The following is a 14,686-nucleotide window of genomic DNA, read 5'->3' as shown; positions in this document are numbered from 1 at the left end:
TTTATTGCTTGAAATTGACAGTTTTTTGAATAAGTGCTATTATTGAAGAATGTTATTCAGACTAAATTGGGGCATGGGGGATTATATTGTGTATAAAAAGGTTTTTTCTATTTTATTAGCCGTATTCTTTATTGCTATTGCAGGTTTCCATTTTACCTTAAACTTTAGTAAGAGGGCTGAGCCGCCATCTTATAAATGGGCAAAAGAAGTTTTGATATCTTCGGGAAATCTACAAAGTAATCCATCATTAATAAAATTTAAAGATAATTATATAGTGGTACATAGTGATAGTGATAAAATAAAAGTTATTTCGATTGACAACAATGGAAAAAAACTTAAAGAAAAGACTTTAAATGTTAATGCTCCAGAGCCATTAAGTACAAGCGTAGTAACTGATGGGAAAGAAATTATTGTTTATTGGACCATAATTGAAGAAGGAAAAAGAAATGTTTATAGCCAAAGATTAGATGAAAGACTCAATGCACTTCAACAGTCACGAATTGATGGCACAATGGAAATTGCATCAATTGGAGATAATATCTCAGCATTTAGCTATATAGATAAAGTAATAGTTGAGGATTTTAATACAGGTAAAAGCTTTAGTGTACAAGCTAATGAGCCTCAGCTTATATCTGGGGCAAAAAATAAAAATAGTTACGTTCTGAGCTTTAAGGAAAAAGGCGGGAAAGTAAAATATTTTGATATTACAAATGATAAAGTATCAAAAGTTAAGACAGCAGGAGAGGTTCCAGGGGTTACTTCTATAGTTTATACGGGTGCTTCTCTCACAGTAGATGAAGACTTTGCATACCTAATGATAGAATATAGAAATAAGGGAGAGTTTGGAGAAACAAAGCTCATGAGATTCTCTCTAAAAGAAGAGGGGAATTTTGAGCTAGATGACTTTAAAGTAAATAACTCAAAGGTTGGACTTTCTAATGTAGTAACGTACGCCAACAAAGAGGGAGAAGCAAAATTTTTAGCAATAAAAAGCGTTCCTTATGATAAAAAGGACTCCTATAAAAATATAGTTGAATATAATTTTACCAATCCAACAGGTTTTGTAAATGTCTCAAGGACTAAGGAATTGTCCATGTATCCTGCTGCAGTTGATGATGTGGCTGTATTTTGTGACGTTGTAGGAAAAGATAAGTTTAATGTATACATGACCTCTTCTAGTGAGCAATTTATAAAAACACATAATAATCTAAGAAATTCAGAAATTAAGCTGGCCTTAATGGATACAATTTCAGGAATACTATTTAGCTTTGCTTACATACTGCCTTATGGAGCACTTTGGGTATTACCTTCTATTGGAGTGATATTTTTATATAGTATATTTGAATTTAAATTGTCTCCTATAAAAAAGAAGAGAGGGTTTGCGATTGTATATATAGCTTACTTTATTTTTAAAGTTGCAGGAGTAAAGCTGATATCCTTTGAAAGATTTGCACATTATTTACCAGAGTTTATGACTTTTGGGTTGAGTTTCGTTATTTCATTGATTATTAGTTTGCTGTGTGGAGTATATGCATATTTGAAATATTCTAGTGGAATAGAAGACAACGTGGGTGCAACCAGTTTATTTATACCTATAGTGTGGGACACAGTTTTAAGCCTGATGTTTGTAGTACCTTTTATTGTTTAAACTATAGTGACAAATACTGTGACTGCAATTTTTATATTTATGTGATTTATATTTACATTTAAAGAGTATAAAACCTAGCTTGAAACAACCTTGTAAGGGGTTCAAGCTAGGTTTTTGATTTTCAAAATGTACCTTAGAAGAATTTTATACCTGCCCAGTAATATATTGAACTGCCAAACTTGCCAAAGAAACTGTAAACCATACAATAAGTCCAAGTATCATTGGCTTTACGCCAGTTTTAAGCATCTTTTTAAAGTCTGCGCTCAGGCCAACCGCTGATAGTGCCATAACTATCATAAATTTGCCAAGAGCATTTATTAATTTAACAATCTCAGGGCTAAATAAGCCCAATGTATTCAACAGAGAGGCAACTAAGAACCAAAGTATGAACCAAGGAAATATTTTCTTAAAGCTGAAGTTGACCTTTCCATTGTCTCTTGCTTCTTTCTTTTTCTTAATTGAAACAAGAACCGAAAAAATTAAAGATATAGGAATAATCATTGTAGTTCTTGTAAGCTTTACTATGGTAGCATAGGCTCCTGCCGCATTGCTAAATGCATAACCAGCAGCAACAACTGAAGAAGTATCATTTATTGCTGTGCCAGCCCAAAGTCCAAAGGCATTATCAGAAAAGCCTAGTAAGTGACCTAATGGAGGGAAAACTAATACAGCTATTATATTGAATAAAAATATAGTTGAAATGGAATACGCTATTTCCGTTTCATCTGCTTCAATTATTGGAGATATCGCTGCTATGGCAGAGCCGCCGCATATTGCTGTTCCCACGCCTATAAGAGCCTTTAACTTAGACGGTATTCCCATAAGTTTGCCAAAACCATAAGCTGCTAAGAAGGCTGCAGAAAGCGTGAATATCATAACTGAAAAAGAGCTTAAACCAGTTTTCCATACTTGCTTAAGACTCAAGCCAGCACCTAGAACAATAATGGCCCATTGAAGTATTTTCTTTGACGTAAAAGTAACACCTTTTAAACTTTGACTAGGCTTACCTACTGTATTGTTGATCAGAATACCAATAATAATTGCAAATACTGCACCGCCTATTATTGGAAATTTTTTTCCAAGATATGTAGAAATAAGTGCGATTATAAAAGACAATAAAAAACCATAACCATTTTGTTTTATCCAGTTCATTATTCCATCCTCCTTTTGTTAATACAATTTATATATTAATACTAAATATATAAATAAACAAATAGTAAATTTTTATTTTAGATAAGTATAGTCTATAAGTTATAGTGTATAATGACAAAAGAATATATAAAATTTTCTAGGAGAAGAGAATGAAGAAGAAAATAGTGCTTAGCATACTAGTAGCGGCAGTCATGGCAGTAATTGTCGGGGCTATTATTAATAGTTTTATCAAAAATAACAATATAACAAAAAATAACAAAAATGTATTTTATACTATACCTAAGGAAGCTAATATAGAAGCGTTGTCAAGGGACTTTTATTCAATAGGGATAATTAAAAATAAGCTCTATTTTAAGTTTATTGCAAAAAGAAGGGGCTTAGAAGGAAATATAAGAAACGAAAGGATTATGATACAGCCTAACATAAATATAGAAGAGGTTATAGGAAAACTTAAGTCTAGTAAGCCTGAGTTTGCTATAGTAACCATTCCAGAAGGCTTCAGAGTGTATCAAATTGCTGAAAGATTAGAAAAAAATAATCTTGTAGATAAGAAAGCATTTATGAATTTGAATCTTAAGGATATAAAGGGAGCTCCCTTAATATCTCAAAGAGAATATGTACTTTGGGATTTAGAAGGATTTCTATTTCCTGATACTTATTTTATTCCTACAAGCTTTACAGAAAAGGATATTGCACAGCTCATGTTTAACAGGTTTAAAGAGATTTTCTCTCAAAGGTATATGGATAGAGTTAAGGAATTAAAATTGACTATAAACGATATTATTTCTATTGCTTCATTAATTGAGAGAGAAGCTATAACAGAAGAGGAAAGAAGCAGGATAGCAGGAGTTATATATAACAGGCTAAAAAAAGGAATGCTTTTACAGATAGATGCGGCTGTAATTTATGCAAATACAAATGGAGAAGGTCATTTAACAAAAGTGCTTTATAGTCATCTAAAGTTTGATTCGAAGTATAACAGCTATGTTTATAAGGGATTTCCTCCAGGACCTATTGCCTCTCCTGGAAAACCTTCTATTGAAGCGGCACTTTATCCTGAACAGCATGATTTTCTATATTATGTTGCTGGAGAAAATGGCCATGTATTCAGCAAAACTTATGAGGAACATTTAAATAATGTAAAAAAGTATATAAAAAAGTGACATATTACTTAATTAATAAATAATATATAATTAACAATTACTTTAGGAAGGTTAAAAAGTGGCTGTTAGATTTGTTGTGTTTGGAGATACAAAAGGAAAAAATGATGGTATAAATAGAACTGTTTTGGAAAAAATAATGCGGCAGATTAAACTTCTTGATAAAAAGCCAAACTTTTTTGTAACTCTTGGTGATACGATTGGAGGGAGCAATGATTTAGGTAAGCATAGGAGTCAAATGACAAGCTTTAAGGAAATTGTAAGTCAATACTTTCCTAACAATTTAATTCTGCATGTTGTAGGAAATCATGAGGTTAATAATTTTCCAATAGATGATACCTATGAGAAACTTATAAATGAAGAGTATTTAACTTTTAAGAAGCATGGCAGTTTAAACATTTGCAATGATACCGCTTATTATATGGATCTTCCATACTGTAGATTCATAGTATTAAATTGTTATCATCATGGAGAATTAAGGAAGATTGAAAATAAACAACTGGAATGGTTTAAGAAAATATCAGCAGTTGACAAGAAATTTAAAATTGTATTTATTCATTGTCCCCCATTTCCAACAGGAGCCCATTTAGGAACTTGCTTAGATGAATTTGCAGAGCAAAGAGACGAGTTTTGGAGAGCTGTAGAAAAAAGCAAGGTGAATATTGTATTTGCTGGACACGAGCATAATTATTCTAGGAGGCTCCTGCATGGAATTTCTGATGATATAAGCCAAATAGTAACTGGAGGCGGCGGGGAAAAATTACGAGATAGCTTTAAATCAAAGCAAGGTGTTGTAGTGTCTCCAAAGGCTTTATATCACTTTGTTGTTGTTGATTTAGATAGAGAATGCATTGAGATTAAAGCAATATCAATTAATGGGAAAGTTATTGACGAATTTATGATTAGAAATTAATAAAAGGTTTGCTAGACTTAATAAGTTTAGCAGACCTTTTATTTTAGCCTTTTTAGATGAAGGAAGATAGATAATATTAAAGATCTTAAGGCATATAATATAAAGAAAAAATAATGAGAGGTTATCATGGGGATTTATTATGATTGGCAAACAATAAGACAATTGATTGGAGCAGGTGCATTTAGAGAAGGAAAGATGTTTACCTTGGAGGAATTAGCTCAAAATGATGGAAGCAATGGAAGACCTGCTTATGTTGCTGTTAATGGTATTGTATACGATGTTTCTAATGAGAGAACTTGGGGCGGAGGTACTCATTTTGGACTCATAGCAGGTAAAGATTTAACAATGCAATTCCAATCCTGCCATGGTATGGAGCAAATATTAAGCAGGCTTACAAAGGTTGGAGTGTTAAAAGGAGGCGGAGTAGGAATTGTCTAGTGACTACTGCTGCCCTACAATGAAAGCAAAAGAAACCATGGCTGAGAGTTTATCAAGACTTGCTTTAGAAAAAATTAAAAATGAAGGCTACCGCAAACTAAATGCTGTATGGATAGAGGCTGCTGGCTGTTCTGGAAACATAATATCATTACTAAATGCTAAAGCCCCAGACATGATTTATTTCCTTAGGGAAATGATTAACTTGAAATATAATAACAGCATAATGGCTGCTGAGGGGGAGGCAGCTTATGAGAAACTTCTTTCTGTTTTGGATACAGAATTTATTTTAATTGTTGATGGTGCAGTTTCTATAAAGGAGAATGGAGCTTATAATATTATAGCAAACTATAAAGGAAAGAAAATTACTGGTATGGAAGCCATAAAACTGGCTGGAGAGAAAGCAAAGTATATACTTGCTGTAGGAACCTGTGCATCACATGGAGGCATATCTGCCGCAGCTCCAAATCCTTCTGAAAGTATAAGCCTTGATAAATTTCTTGGAAAAGAGGTAATCAAGCTTCCTGGCTGCCCTTGTCATCCCGATTGGCTTATAGGGACTATCGCACATATCTTAGTTAATGGGAGACCTCAGCTTGATGGAATAGGAAGACCAATAATGTTCTATGGAATTACTATTCATGACCACTGTACAAGGCGATCTTACTTTAATAGAGGGATTTTTGCACAAAAGCTTGGAGAAATAGCCTGCATGTTTAAGCTTGGTTGCAGAGGTCCTGTAACTAGAACAGATTGCCCTACAAGGAAATGGAATGAGTATGTAAACTGGCCAATAGGAGATAATACACCTTGCATTGGTTGTGCACAGGCTTATTTTCCTGATGGCATGGAACCCTTTGTAAGATATTAATTAGTAAGGAGAAATAAATGAGGACTATTACTATAAATCCTTTAACTAGGATAAGCGGATTCTTAGAGATAGAGGTAATGGTTGAAAACCATAAGGTAATAGACGCAAAAAGCAGCGGACTTTTGTTTAGGGGATTTGAAAAAATGTTGAAAGGCAGACATCCATTAGATGCAATATACTTTACAGAACGAATTTGCGGTATATGTTCTACTGCGCATTCAATGGCATCTGCTTTAGCACTTGAAGATGCGCTTAAAATTGTTCCAAACGAAAATGATAAAATGATAAGGGATTTTCTACATGGCTGTGAATTTCTGCAAAACCATTTAAGACATTTTTATCTATACACTCTTCCCGATTTTATTAAGGGTCCCAATGTTGAGCCTGTTTATAATAATAGCCACACAGACTTCAGACTACGTAAAAATTTAAATGACAGATTAGCAAATAGCTATGTGGAGGCAGTAAAATACAGCAGAAAAGCTCACGAAGCTTTAGCTGTCTTAGGAGGAAAAGCTCCTCATAACCATGGTATATTTGTAGGAGGAGTAACGGTAAATTTAGATGCCTCAAAGTATAGTCAGATAAAAGCATTGATTTATGAGATAGATGATTTTGTAACTAATAGAATGCTTGAAGATGTTCAAATAATAGCTGAGTACTACAGTGATTACTTTAATAATGGAGCAGGCTATGGGAATCTTCTTAGCTATGGTGTTTATGATGACTACAGTGAAGTGCAATTAACTTATGTAAAGCCTAAAGTTTCAGTAAATAATAATTTTTACAAGCTAAATGAGAATCGAATAACTGAGGATATAAAAAGAGCTTGGTATAGCGAAGACACAAACCCATCTATTCCGAAGGAAGGGGCATATACTTGGGTAAAAGCACCAAGATATAATGGCTATGCTTTTGAAGTAGGACCGCTTGCAAGAATGATACTTAGTTCAAACTATCCGAAAAAAGTCTCAACTATGGATAGAACTATTGCAAGGGTGCTAGAAGCAAAAAAGATAATAGAAATTATGAAAGAACTTTTAAGAAGGATTAAGTTTCAGCCAGCAGAACAAAAACGATATGATATATTAGACAGCACTACTGGGCGTGGATTAACCGATACAACAAGAGGTGCTTTAGGACACTGGATATCTATAAAGGATAAAAGAATTGAGCATTATAATATTATCACTCCAAGTGTTTGGAACTGTTCGCCAACTGATTCGAATGGAGTAAAAGGCACAATCGAACAGGCCCTTATTGGAACTGAAATAATAGACGAAGAACATCCAGTTGAGATTGGAAGAATAGTGAGATCCTTTGATCCCTGTATATCTTGTGCTACACACGTTATTACTGGAACAACAAAACCAATACAAATAATTGTGTAAAGGAATAGAAGGCTGGCATTTTAATGATTCAGCCTTCTATTATATATTTTTATCTTAAATATGAAAATGGGTTAACTGGAGCACCATTTTTCCTTACTTCGAAGTGAACATGAGGACCGGTAGATCTTCCAGTATTGCCTGATTTAGCAATAATATCTCCAACAGATACTCTTTGCCCATCTTTAACAAGTAGTTTTGAATTGTGTCCATAATAAGTTTGTAGTCCGTTGCTGTGACTTATGATAACTACATTTCCATAGCCGCTTTGCCACCCGCTATAGGTTACCTTTCCATCAGCATAAGCCTTCACGTTTGTTCCTGTTGAAACTGCTATATCAATACCTTCATGCTGTTTGCCCCAACGAGCTCCATATCTAGAAGTTACAGAACCACTAACAGGCCAAATACCGCCTCTGCTTACAGTTTTAGAAGAAGCTTTTACATCTGCTTTCTTAGATTCAGCTTTTGCTTCGGTTTTTAATGCTTCTACTCCTGGAAGTATAATCTTCTGGCCTAATTTAAGCTTGTCTGGTGACCCTAAATTGTTTATTTCTAACAAATCATAAAAGTCTATTTTATATAAAGAAGCTAAGTCCCATAGGTTTTCGCCATCTTTAATCTTATATGCTATGCCATCTATAGAAGGAAATACTAACGATTGTCCTTCTTGAAGGGCTGTATTTGCACTAATTCCATTTGATACAGTAATAGTGCTGACCTTTATTGCATATGTATTTGCTACTGTTTCTACAGTGTCGCCAGCTTTTACTAAATACTCTATTAGTCTTGGTTGACTTATTTGAATATCAAAGGCTTCAGCTATTTGCTGAGAATCTAAGATTAAGGTGTCGTTATCTATTTGTTCTACTGCTGAGACAGATTCCGAGTCAGCATATACCTTTAAAGTGGTAGAGGCTACTGTAATAGAAACAGATAAAGCTATTACTGAAAGCAATGCTATTGATATTTTTCTTTTTTTCATAATTATCCTCCTCTATAACGCCTACGAGGTTAGTTGACGGGTTAGGTCATAGAGTAACCTTCATCAAATGATTCACCCCAAAATTTTAATCCCCCGTTCCATTAGATGGATTCGGCACGTATGTCAAATATTATATACAAAAGTAGACAGGCATGCAAATATAAATTTTGGTATTTATCAATTTGGCATCAAATACAAAGCTTTTAAACAACAAAAATTATAAAAATGTATAAATATATGTTTTTAAGAAAATATAACTAATGAAATACCTATATAGGAGGCAACACAATGAGCGTTACAGTTTACACAACACAAACCTGACCTTGGTGCAAGGTGGTAAAGGATTACCTAAAGTCAAACAATGTAGCTTATGAAGAAAAGGATGTTTCTAAAGATCATGATGCAGCAATGGAAATGATTAGCAAGTCTGGACAACGAGGGGTGCCTGTTGTTGATATTAATGGCAACATAGTTGTAGGTTTTGACCAAGACAGTATTGACGAATTATTAGGAATATAAATTTAAGGGAAGGCTAAATATAGGCCTTCCCTTAAATCTTCAGATAGTTTTTTGGTATTATAAAATAAAATTCTGTTCCATTTTCAAATGAGCTTGTAACTCCATAATGAAAACCATGCATTTTTAATATTTCTCTACATATTGGCAAGCCTAACCCCATACCGCCGCTTTGGGAATTTTTGTAGTATTTATTCCAAATCTCATCAAGTTCATGGGGTTTAATGCCTTCACCGTAGTCTTTTACTGATAATTTTATATTTTCGCCGTCATAGGAAGTAAATACCTCAACTTTGCCATTTTGCATACTAAACTTAATTGCATTATCTAAGAAATTATATAATACTCTTTGGAGGTACTTTAAATCTGCATAAATTTCTATAGATGGTACGTTGACTAATGTAGTTATATTTTTTTGAGCTGATATTATTCTAAATTGATTAGTGCATACATTCACCAATTCAGATAGGTTTACATATTGCCTGTTCAAGATATAGGCCCCATCCTGCAGCTTTGATAACTGAAGCAAATCCATTACCATAGAATTTAACCTATCTACTTCCTTTATTATTTCGTTTGAGTATTTTTTAGTTTCTGATTCATCAACTAGCTCATCTTTAATAGCCTCGCTATAGCTCCTAATAACACTTAGGGGGGTCTTAAAATCATGAGATACATTTGCTATAAAGTCTCTTTGAAGCTGATATTTTTTCTTTAAATCGAGTGCCATCTGATTAATACTGTTTGATAAGGTTTCAATTTCATCCTTAGTTTTAATATTTAGATTAACATCAAAGTCTCCCTTTGAAATTGAGGAAGCTGCTTTTTCAATTTGCAGCACAGGCTTTGTAAATTTTTTGCCTATAAAAGATATCAAAGGTATTGAAAGCAGCAAGGCAGAAATAAATATAAAAAATAAAGTTATGTAAACTACTCTTAGATATTCAGAAGAGTAGTTATTATTTTGAAAAACTACTATATTACCTAAATCTGTTTGAAGGTTATAATATAAGAATTCTGCATCCATGGCATTTGTAAAGATACCTTTCGTTTTAAAGCTTATATTCTCTACAGAGCGAAGAAAGGGCATCATTCCCATTTTTCCATGGGTTAAGGATGTTATATTATCACCATTTATTAGTATAGCACTAATGTTTGTTTCAGCTATTGGTTCCTTATTGCTTAAAGCTTTATATATTTCTCTCGCAGAATTTTCAAGATTGTCATACTGACTGTTAAGATAAAATCTTGAAAGAAACACACTGCTAGCGGCAAAGCATATTACTATAATTATAGTTATTATGGTCAGGAAGTATTTTGCAAGCTTGATAGTTATCTTATCCATTATTAATCTCCTGCTTTAAATCAAATTTATAACCAATTCCCCACACAGTTGCAAGATGCTCCTCGCAAAATTTTATTTTTTCTCTAAGCTTTTTAATATGGGTATCTATAGTTCTTGAATCACCAATAAAATCATATCCCCAAACAGTGCTTAAAAGCTGTTCCCTATTGAAAACTTGACCTGGATTTTTACCTAGGAATAGCAGTAGGTCGAATTCCTTGGGCGTTAGGCTGATTGATTGGCCATCCTCAATCACTTCTCTGCTATCTTCTAAGACAGAAAGATTATTAAAGCTTAGAGATTTGAGAATATTAACTTTACTGTTTATTCTTAGATTTACGCGTAGCACAAGCTCTCTCATGCTGATTGGCTTTACCATATAATCATCGGCACCTAGCTCTAATCCAAATATCCTGTCATCTTCTTCACCTCTAGCTGTAGTTAATATAACTGGGGTGTTGTCCTTAGTTTTTATTTTTCTTAAAAGAGCCCAGCCGTCCTTGCCTGGAAGCATAACATCTAATATTATCAAATCAAAACTATCACTATTTATTAAGTCTTCTGCTTCCCTGCCGTCACTTACAGTTGTGACTGTATAATTTTCTTTTTTTAAATATAAACTCATAACTTCTGATAGTTTAGTTTCATCTTCAATAATTAATATTTTACCCTTCATAATTATCTCCTAAAGTGAACGTATTATATAAAATAATTATATATTAGTTAATTGATTAAAGCTTGTTCTAATTGTGATAAATTTGTGAAAAAAGATCATGGTTTTAGAAATAGAATAATTAGCAGTAAAAAAGTGTAACATAAATTTAAGTGTCATTATTAATATTAACATATAGGGAGAGAATATGAATGGATAAGGAAGTAAAGGAACTGGATTTACTGATAGTAGGTGGTGGACCAGCAGGACTTACAGCAGCTATATATGCTTCTAGAGCAAAAATTAATATGGTTTTATTAGAAAATCAGCTGCTTGGAGGACAAGTAAGGAATAGTTATACTATTGAAAATTATCCTGGCTTTAAGGAAATATCAGGAGGAGAATTGGCAGATATAATTTCTGACCAGGCAAAAGCGCTAGGGGCAACCATACAGAACTTTAGTAATATTACCAGCGTTAAGCTAAGTGACAATGAAAAGATAATTGAAACAAAAAAAGTTATATATAAGCCAAAGGCAGTAATTATTGCAAGCGGTGCAACCCCTAAGAAACTTCCAATAACAAATGAAGAAAAGTACTCAAGCCGAGGGATTCATTATTGTGCTGTCTGTGATGGAGCTATGTATGAGGGAAGTATAGTTGGAGTTGTTGGTGGAGGAAATTCTGCCCTTGAAGAAGCAATATTTCTTACAAAGTTTGCTTCAAAGGTTATTATGATTAGAAGGTATGACTACTTTAAGGGCGAAAAAGCTATGATTGATGAAGTTATGGATAATCCTAAAATTGAAATTATGTATAATTGGGATTTAGTTAATGTAGAGGGAGAAGATTTTGTAAATAAGGCAATTATTAAAAATACTAAAACAGAAGAGCAAAAAGAAATAGAACTAAGTGCAGTGTTTGGATATATCGGCACAGAGCCAAAAACAGAGTTGTTTAAAGAATATATAAGCCTTTCACCTCAGGGATATATCATAACTGACGAGAGTATGCAGACAAATATTAAAGGAGTATACGGTGCTGGAGATATAAGAGAAAAGCTATTTAGGCAAATCACTACTGCAGTTTCGGACGGTACAATAGCAGCATTGGCAGCTGAAAAATATCTCACCGAAAAAAATAAAGATAAACTATAAGATCAATAGTTGTAGGTGTAGCAAATTAGCACATCTACAACTATTATTATGTTAAAGATTCAATATTAATGAAATTATATAATTATAAATTTTACAGTGATATAATAGAGAAAAGAAATTTATGAAAATAAGTTTGGAGGTGTAAGCTACGTGTGGAAATTATATGCGATTTTGTCGGCGGTATTTGCAGCCTTAACTTCAATTCTTGCGAAAATTGGTATAAAGGGTGTAGATTCTAATCTTGCCACAGCTATTCGTACAGTAGTTATTATAATATTAGCTTGGGGAATTGTTTTTGCAACTGGTGCACAAAATGGAATAACCCAGCTTAGTAAGCGAAGTTGGGCATTTTTGGTTCTATCAGGTCTGGCAACAGGTCTGTCTTGGGTGTTTTACTACAAAGCAATATCCATAGGAAAGGTAAATCAAGTTGCTCCTATTGATAAATCCAGCATAGTTCTTACTTTAATTTTATCTTACATAATCTTAAAAGAGCAATTTACAGTAAAAACATTAATTGCAGGAGGGCTTATAACTGCCGGGACCTTTGTAATGTTGTGGAAATAATAGTTAACCTATATCTTTTATATAGTTTTCATAAGGAAGGTGTAAGCACCTTCCTTAGTTGTTTTTGTCAAAGAAATTAAAGAAGGTTGACAGAAGATAAGTGTATTAGTAAGATAAGTATATAATTAATTTCTTATATAGGTTTTGGGGTTAATATTGTAAGTAATATGAAAGGACGATTTTATATGTTAGGTAGGTTAAAAGAGATGGCGGAATTATTAAAAGTACTAGCAAACGAAAACAGATTGGCAATTGTATGTTATTTAATAGATAGACCAATGACTGTAAGCGAGCTGCATGAAAAGCTTCAACATGTGACTCAGCCAGCGTTATCACAGCATCTAGCTGTTCTTAAAATGAATAAAATATTGGATTCTAATAAGAGTGGACTTACAATAACATACTTTATTCAGGATAAAAGAATTATAAATATAGTAGATGCTTTAAAGAAAAATTATTGTAGTTAGAATAAAAAGTGATCTTAAATGGAGCTGATTTAATATGATTATGATGAATTCAAGTGAATCTATAGAAGAATTGATAAGCAATAACGAAGTTGCATTAGTATATTTTGGGAGTGTCGGTTGTAATGTATGTAATGTTATGAAACCAAAGGTAGAGGAACTTCTGAAAGCCTATCCTAAAATTAAAAGTGCACAAGTGGATATTGAGAACTCAATAGAATTATCAGGTTTCTATAATATTTTCACTATACCTGCTATTCTTGTTTATATTGAAGGAAAAGAAATTATTAGAGAGGCAAGGCATATTAGTATACAAGAATTAAATAGCAAAATTGAAAGATATTATAATATGCTGTTTGAGTAATATTTGATTTTTAGGGTTGACAAAGGTGAAGTATGCTCATAATATAAGCATATAAGAAGTTGCTAATATAGTTATGAGTCATTAAGGGAGGAATTTATATGTTTCCATTTATGAAAAAAAGCTCAGTTAAATCCGTTGATGTTAATGAAATAGATAATTTAAAGAAAGAAATAGAATTGATAGATATTAGAGAGCCCTACGAATATAATGCTGGACATTTACCCAAGGCTAAGAACATTCCAATGGATATGATGTTATCACAACCTGAAAAATATCTTGATAAAGAAAAAGAATATCATATCATATGCCATTCTGGCTCAAGAAGCTCCATGGCTTGCGGTATTCTAAAGGACTGTGGATTTAATATAATAAATGTAGCTGGTGGAACTGGAAGATATAAAGGAAAATTAGATAGATAATTATAGGTAAGATAGATACATTATAATAACTTTTTTATGTGTATCTATCTTTTTTATATCTCAGTGAAAGGAATAAGTTACAAGTGAAATATTATAACAGATAATTTTAGTCCTTCCGTAATATATCCTTAGATTTTTCCTCTGAAAACTCCGGAATAAAGTATCTTATTTCTTTAAGCTTTGTTTCTTCTGGTACATTTTTAGGAATGCTAGCCTTTTATATAGTTCTTTTATGTCAATTTTTAGTCCGTTGGATACCTGTATTAAGGGCATATATCCCCTTATTTCATCAGCAGTAAGTACTGCACTAACAGTTATAGGTTCAGGAATAGTATTATAAATACCAACAGATTTACTTATGAGTATGTCACCAATGAATATTGAAATAACCAATGTTAATGCTAAATATGGTTTTAACGCCTTTGTAGCTTGGTTACTTTCCCGACAGCCTTCCTTAGGACATGCTAGTACGCAAAGTTGGCAATTTATACATTCTGCCGAGGTTATATTTTTGCTGTTGGCTACTTCTATGTTCATAGGGCAGCTTTTTGTACAAACTTTCTAAGCCGCCATAAGGACACAAAGCATGTGTAGAAGCCCCTTCTCCACCCCCCTTAACATTATGAAGATAGCCTTGAACAGTGAGCACA

Annotated in this window: 17 protein-coding genes and 1 riboswitch; of the genes, 12 read left to right on the top strand and 5 right to left on the bottom strand. The window is 33.0% G+C overall.

Translation table 11 applies throughout. From position 1 onward, the window contains the following. Positions 1 to 88: 88 nt before the first annotated feature. A complete protein-coding gene (locus tag NBE98_RS20255; protein ID WP_250816823.1) occupies positions 89 to 1,648 on the top strand; it encodes a hypothetical protein in 1,560 nt (519 codons plus the stop codon). A gap of 144 nt (positions 1,649 to 1,792) precedes the next feature. Here the strand turns inward: NBE98_RS20255 and NBE98_RS20250 are convergent, their stop codons facing one another. Continuing rightward, on the bottom strand, positions 1,793 to 2,800 hold the full coding sequence (locus tag NBE98_RS20250) for a YeiH family protein (protein WP_250816822.1): 1,008 nt from the start codon (positions 2,798 to 2,800) through the stop codon (positions 1,793 to 1,795). A gap of 149 nt (positions 2,801 to 2,949) precedes the next feature. Here NBE98_RS20250 and mltG point away from each other — a divergent pair, with 149 nt between their 5' ends. The 5 genes from mltG to NBE98_RS20225 all read left to right on the top strand — a co-directional run bounded on the left by mltG (position 2,950) and on the right by NBE98_RS20225 (position 7,570). Beyond that, entirely contained in the window at positions 2,950 to 3,963 is a 1,014-nt protein-coding gene (mltG, locus tag NBE98_RS20245; protein WP_250816821.1) for an endolytic transglycosylase MltG, read from the top strand. A gap of 58 nt (positions 3,964 to 4,021) precedes the next feature. Beyond that, entirely contained in the window at positions 4,022 to 4,873 is an 852-nt protein-coding gene (locus NBE98_RS20240) for a metallophosphoesterase family protein (protein ID WP_250816820.1), read from the top strand. Positions 4,874 to 4,999: 126 nt separating this feature from the next. Next, on the top strand, positions 5,000 to 5,311 hold the full coding sequence (locus NBE98_RS20235) for a cytochrome b5 domain-containing protein (protein WP_250816819.1): 312 nt from the start codon (positions 5,000 to 5,002) through the stop codon (positions 5,309 to 5,311). Positions 5,312 to 5,330: 19 nt separating this feature from the next. Next, positions 5,331 to 6,179 (top strand): hydrogenase small subunit, encoded by an 849-nt coding sequence (locus tag NBE98_RS20230; protein ID WP_250817641.1) that lies wholly within the window; start codon positions 5,331 to 5,333, stop codon positions 6,177 to 6,179. Between the two features lie 17 nt (positions 6,180 to 6,196). After that, positions 6,197 to 7,570 (top strand): nickel-dependent hydrogenase large subunit, encoded by a 1,374-nt coding sequence (locus NBE98_RS20225; RefSeq protein WP_250816818.1) that lies wholly within the window; start codon positions 6,197 to 6,199, stop codon positions 7,568 to 7,570. A 49-nt stretch (positions 7,571 to 7,619) separates the two neighbouring features. On the opposite strand, the gene NBE98_RS20220 is transcribed toward NBE98_RS20225, so the two are convergent. Next, positions 7,620 to 8,552 (bottom strand): M23 family metallopeptidase, encoded by a 933-nt coding sequence (locus NBE98_RS20220; RefSeq protein WP_250816817.1) that lies wholly within the window; start codon positions 8,550 to 8,552, stop codon positions 7,620 to 7,622. Positions 8,553 to 8,555: 3 nt separating this feature from the next. Then, positions 8,556 to 8,679: riboswitch (cyclic di-AMP (ydaO/yuaA leader) on the bottom strand. 206 nt (positions 8,680 to 8,885) lie between these two features. Here NBE98_RS20220 and NBE98_RS20215 point away from each other — a divergent pair. Beyond that, positions 8,886 to 9,071: a glutaredoxin family protein gene (locus tag NBE98_RS20215; RefSeq protein WP_490016180.1), complete on the top strand. Its 186-nt coding sequence runs from the start codon at positions 8,886 to 8,888 to the stop codon at positions 9,069 to 9,071. A gap of 31 nt (positions 9,072 to 9,102) precedes the next feature. On the opposite strand, the gene NBE98_RS20210 is transcribed toward NBE98_RS20215, so the two are convergent. Together NBE98_RS20210 and NBE98_RS20205 are read right to left on the bottom strand one after the other, a co-directional pair. Continuing rightward, entirely contained in the window at positions 9,103 to 10,413 is a 1,311-nt protein-coding gene (locus NBE98_RS20210) for a sensor histidine kinase (protein WP_250816815.1), read from the bottom strand. Further along, a complete protein-coding gene (locus NBE98_RS20205; protein WP_250816814.1) occupies positions 10,406 to 11,089 on the bottom strand; it encodes a response regulator transcription factor in 684 nt (227 codons plus the stop codon). Before NBE98_RS20205 ends, NBE98_RS20210 begins: the two co-directional genes overlap by 8 nt. A 188-nt stretch (positions 11,090 to 11,277) precedes the next feature. Between NBE98_RS20205 and trxB the strand changes: the two genes are divergently transcribed. From trxB to NBE98_RS20180, 5 genes are all read left to right on the top strand, one after another. Then, positions 11,278 to 12,222: a thioredoxin-disulfide reductase gene (gene trxB / locus NBE98_RS20200; RefSeq protein ID WP_250816813.1), complete on the top strand. Its 945-nt coding sequence runs from the start codon at positions 11,278 to 11,280 to the stop codon at positions 12,220 to 12,222. A gap of 150 nt (positions 12,223 to 12,372) precedes the next feature. Next, positions 12,373 to 12,789 carry an EamA family transporter gene (locus tag NBE98_RS20195; protein WP_250816812.1) on the top strand — a complete coding sequence of 139 codons (417 nt, stop codon included), beginning with the start codon at positions 12,373 to 12,375 and terminating at the stop codon, positions 12,787 to 12,789. 185 nt (positions 12,790 to 12,974) lie between these two features. After that, positions 12,975 to 13,256, top strand: coding sequence for an ArsR/SmtB family transcription factor (locus NBE98_RS20190; RefSeq protein ID WP_250816811.1), 282 nt, complete (start codon positions 12,975 to 12,977; stop codon positions 13,254 to 13,256). A 34-nt stretch (positions 13,257 to 13,290) separates the two neighbouring features. Continuing rightward, positions 13,291 to 13,617 carry a thioredoxin family protein gene (locus tag NBE98_RS20185; protein ID WP_250816810.1) on the top strand — a complete coding sequence of 109 codons (327 nt, stop codon included), beginning with the start codon at positions 13,291 to 13,293 and terminating at the stop codon, positions 13,615 to 13,617. 98 nt (positions 13,618 to 13,715) lie between these two features. Then, on the top strand, positions 13,716 to 14,036 hold the full coding sequence (locus NBE98_RS20180) for a rhodanese-like domain-containing protein (RefSeq protein WP_250816809.1): 321 nt from the start codon (positions 13,716 to 13,718) through the stop codon (positions 14,034 to 14,036). A gap of 165 nt (positions 14,037 to 14,201) precedes the next feature. Here the strand turns inward: NBE98_RS20180 and NBE98_RS20175 are convergent, their stop codons facing one another. Beyond that, positions 14,202 to 14,573 carry a hypothetical protein gene (locus NBE98_RS20175; protein WP_250816808.1) on the bottom strand — a complete coding sequence of 124 codons (372 nt, stop codon included), beginning with the start codon at positions 14,571 to 14,573 and terminating at the stop codon, positions 14,202 to 14,204. Positions 14,574 to 14,686: the final 113 nt, after the last annotated feature.

The organism is Clostridium swellfunianum, assembly GCF_023656515.1.
GTDB classification, from domain to species: Bacteria; Bacillota; Clostridia; order Clostridiales; family Clostridiaceae; genus Clostridium_AT; species Clostridium_AT swellfunianum.
Note: the sequence above shows the minus strand (reverse complement) of the source record. Positions and strands in the feature narration are given on the sequence as shown.

Excerpts from the sequence above, each read along its gene's own strand:
- NBE98_RS20250 (WP_250816822.1), bottom strand. The coding sequence starts at position 2,800 with ATGAACTGGATAAAACAAAATGGTTATGGTTTTTTATTGTCTTTTATA.
- mltG (WP_250816821.1), top strand. The coding sequence starts at position 2,950 with ATGAAGAAGAAAATAGTGCTTAGCATACTAGTAGCGGCAGTCATGGCA.
- NBE98_RS20235 (WP_250816819.1), top strand. The coding sequence starts at position 5,000 with ATGGGGATTTATTATGATTGGCAAACAATAAGACAATTGATTGGAGCA.
- NBE98_RS20230 (WP_250817641.1), top strand. The coding sequence starts at position 5,331 with ATGAAAGCAAAAGAAACCATGGCTGAGAGTTTATCAAGACTTGCTTTA.
- NBE98_RS20225 (WP_250816818.1), top strand. The coding sequence starts at position 6,197 with ATGAGGACTATTACTATAAATCCTTTAACTAGGATAAGCGGATTCTTA.
- NBE98_RS20220 (WP_250816817.1), bottom strand. The coding sequence starts at position 8,552 with ATGAAAAAAAGAAAAATATCAATAGCATTGCTTTCAGTAATAGCTTTA.
- NBE98_RS20210 (WP_250816815.1), bottom strand. The coding sequence starts at position 10,413 with ATGGATAAGATAACTATCAAGCTTGCAAAATACTTCCTGACCATAATA.
- NBE98_RS20205 (WP_250816814.1), bottom strand. The coding sequence starts at position 11,089 with ATGAAGGGTAAAATATTAATTATTGAAGATGAAACTAAACTATCAGAA.
- trxB (WP_250816813.1), top strand. The coding sequence starts at position 11,278 with ATGGATAAGGAAGTAAAGGAACTGGATTTACTGATAGTAGGTGGTGGA.
- NBE98_RS20190 (WP_250816811.1), top strand. The coding sequence starts at position 12,975 with ATGTTAGGTAGGTTAAAAGAGATGGCGGAATTATTAAAAGTACTAGCA.
- NBE98_RS20185 (WP_250816810.1), top strand. The coding sequence starts at position 13,291 with ATGATTATGATGAATTCAAGTGAATCTATAGAAGAATTGATAAGCAAT.
- NBE98_RS20180 (WP_250816809.1), top strand. The coding sequence starts at position 13,716 with ATGTTTCCATTTATGAAAAAAAGCTCAGTTAAATCCGTTGATGTTAAT.
- NBE98_RS20175 (WP_250816808.1), bottom strand. The coding sequence starts at position 14,573 with ATGAACATAGAAGTAGCCAACAGCAAAAATATAACCTCGGCAGAATGT.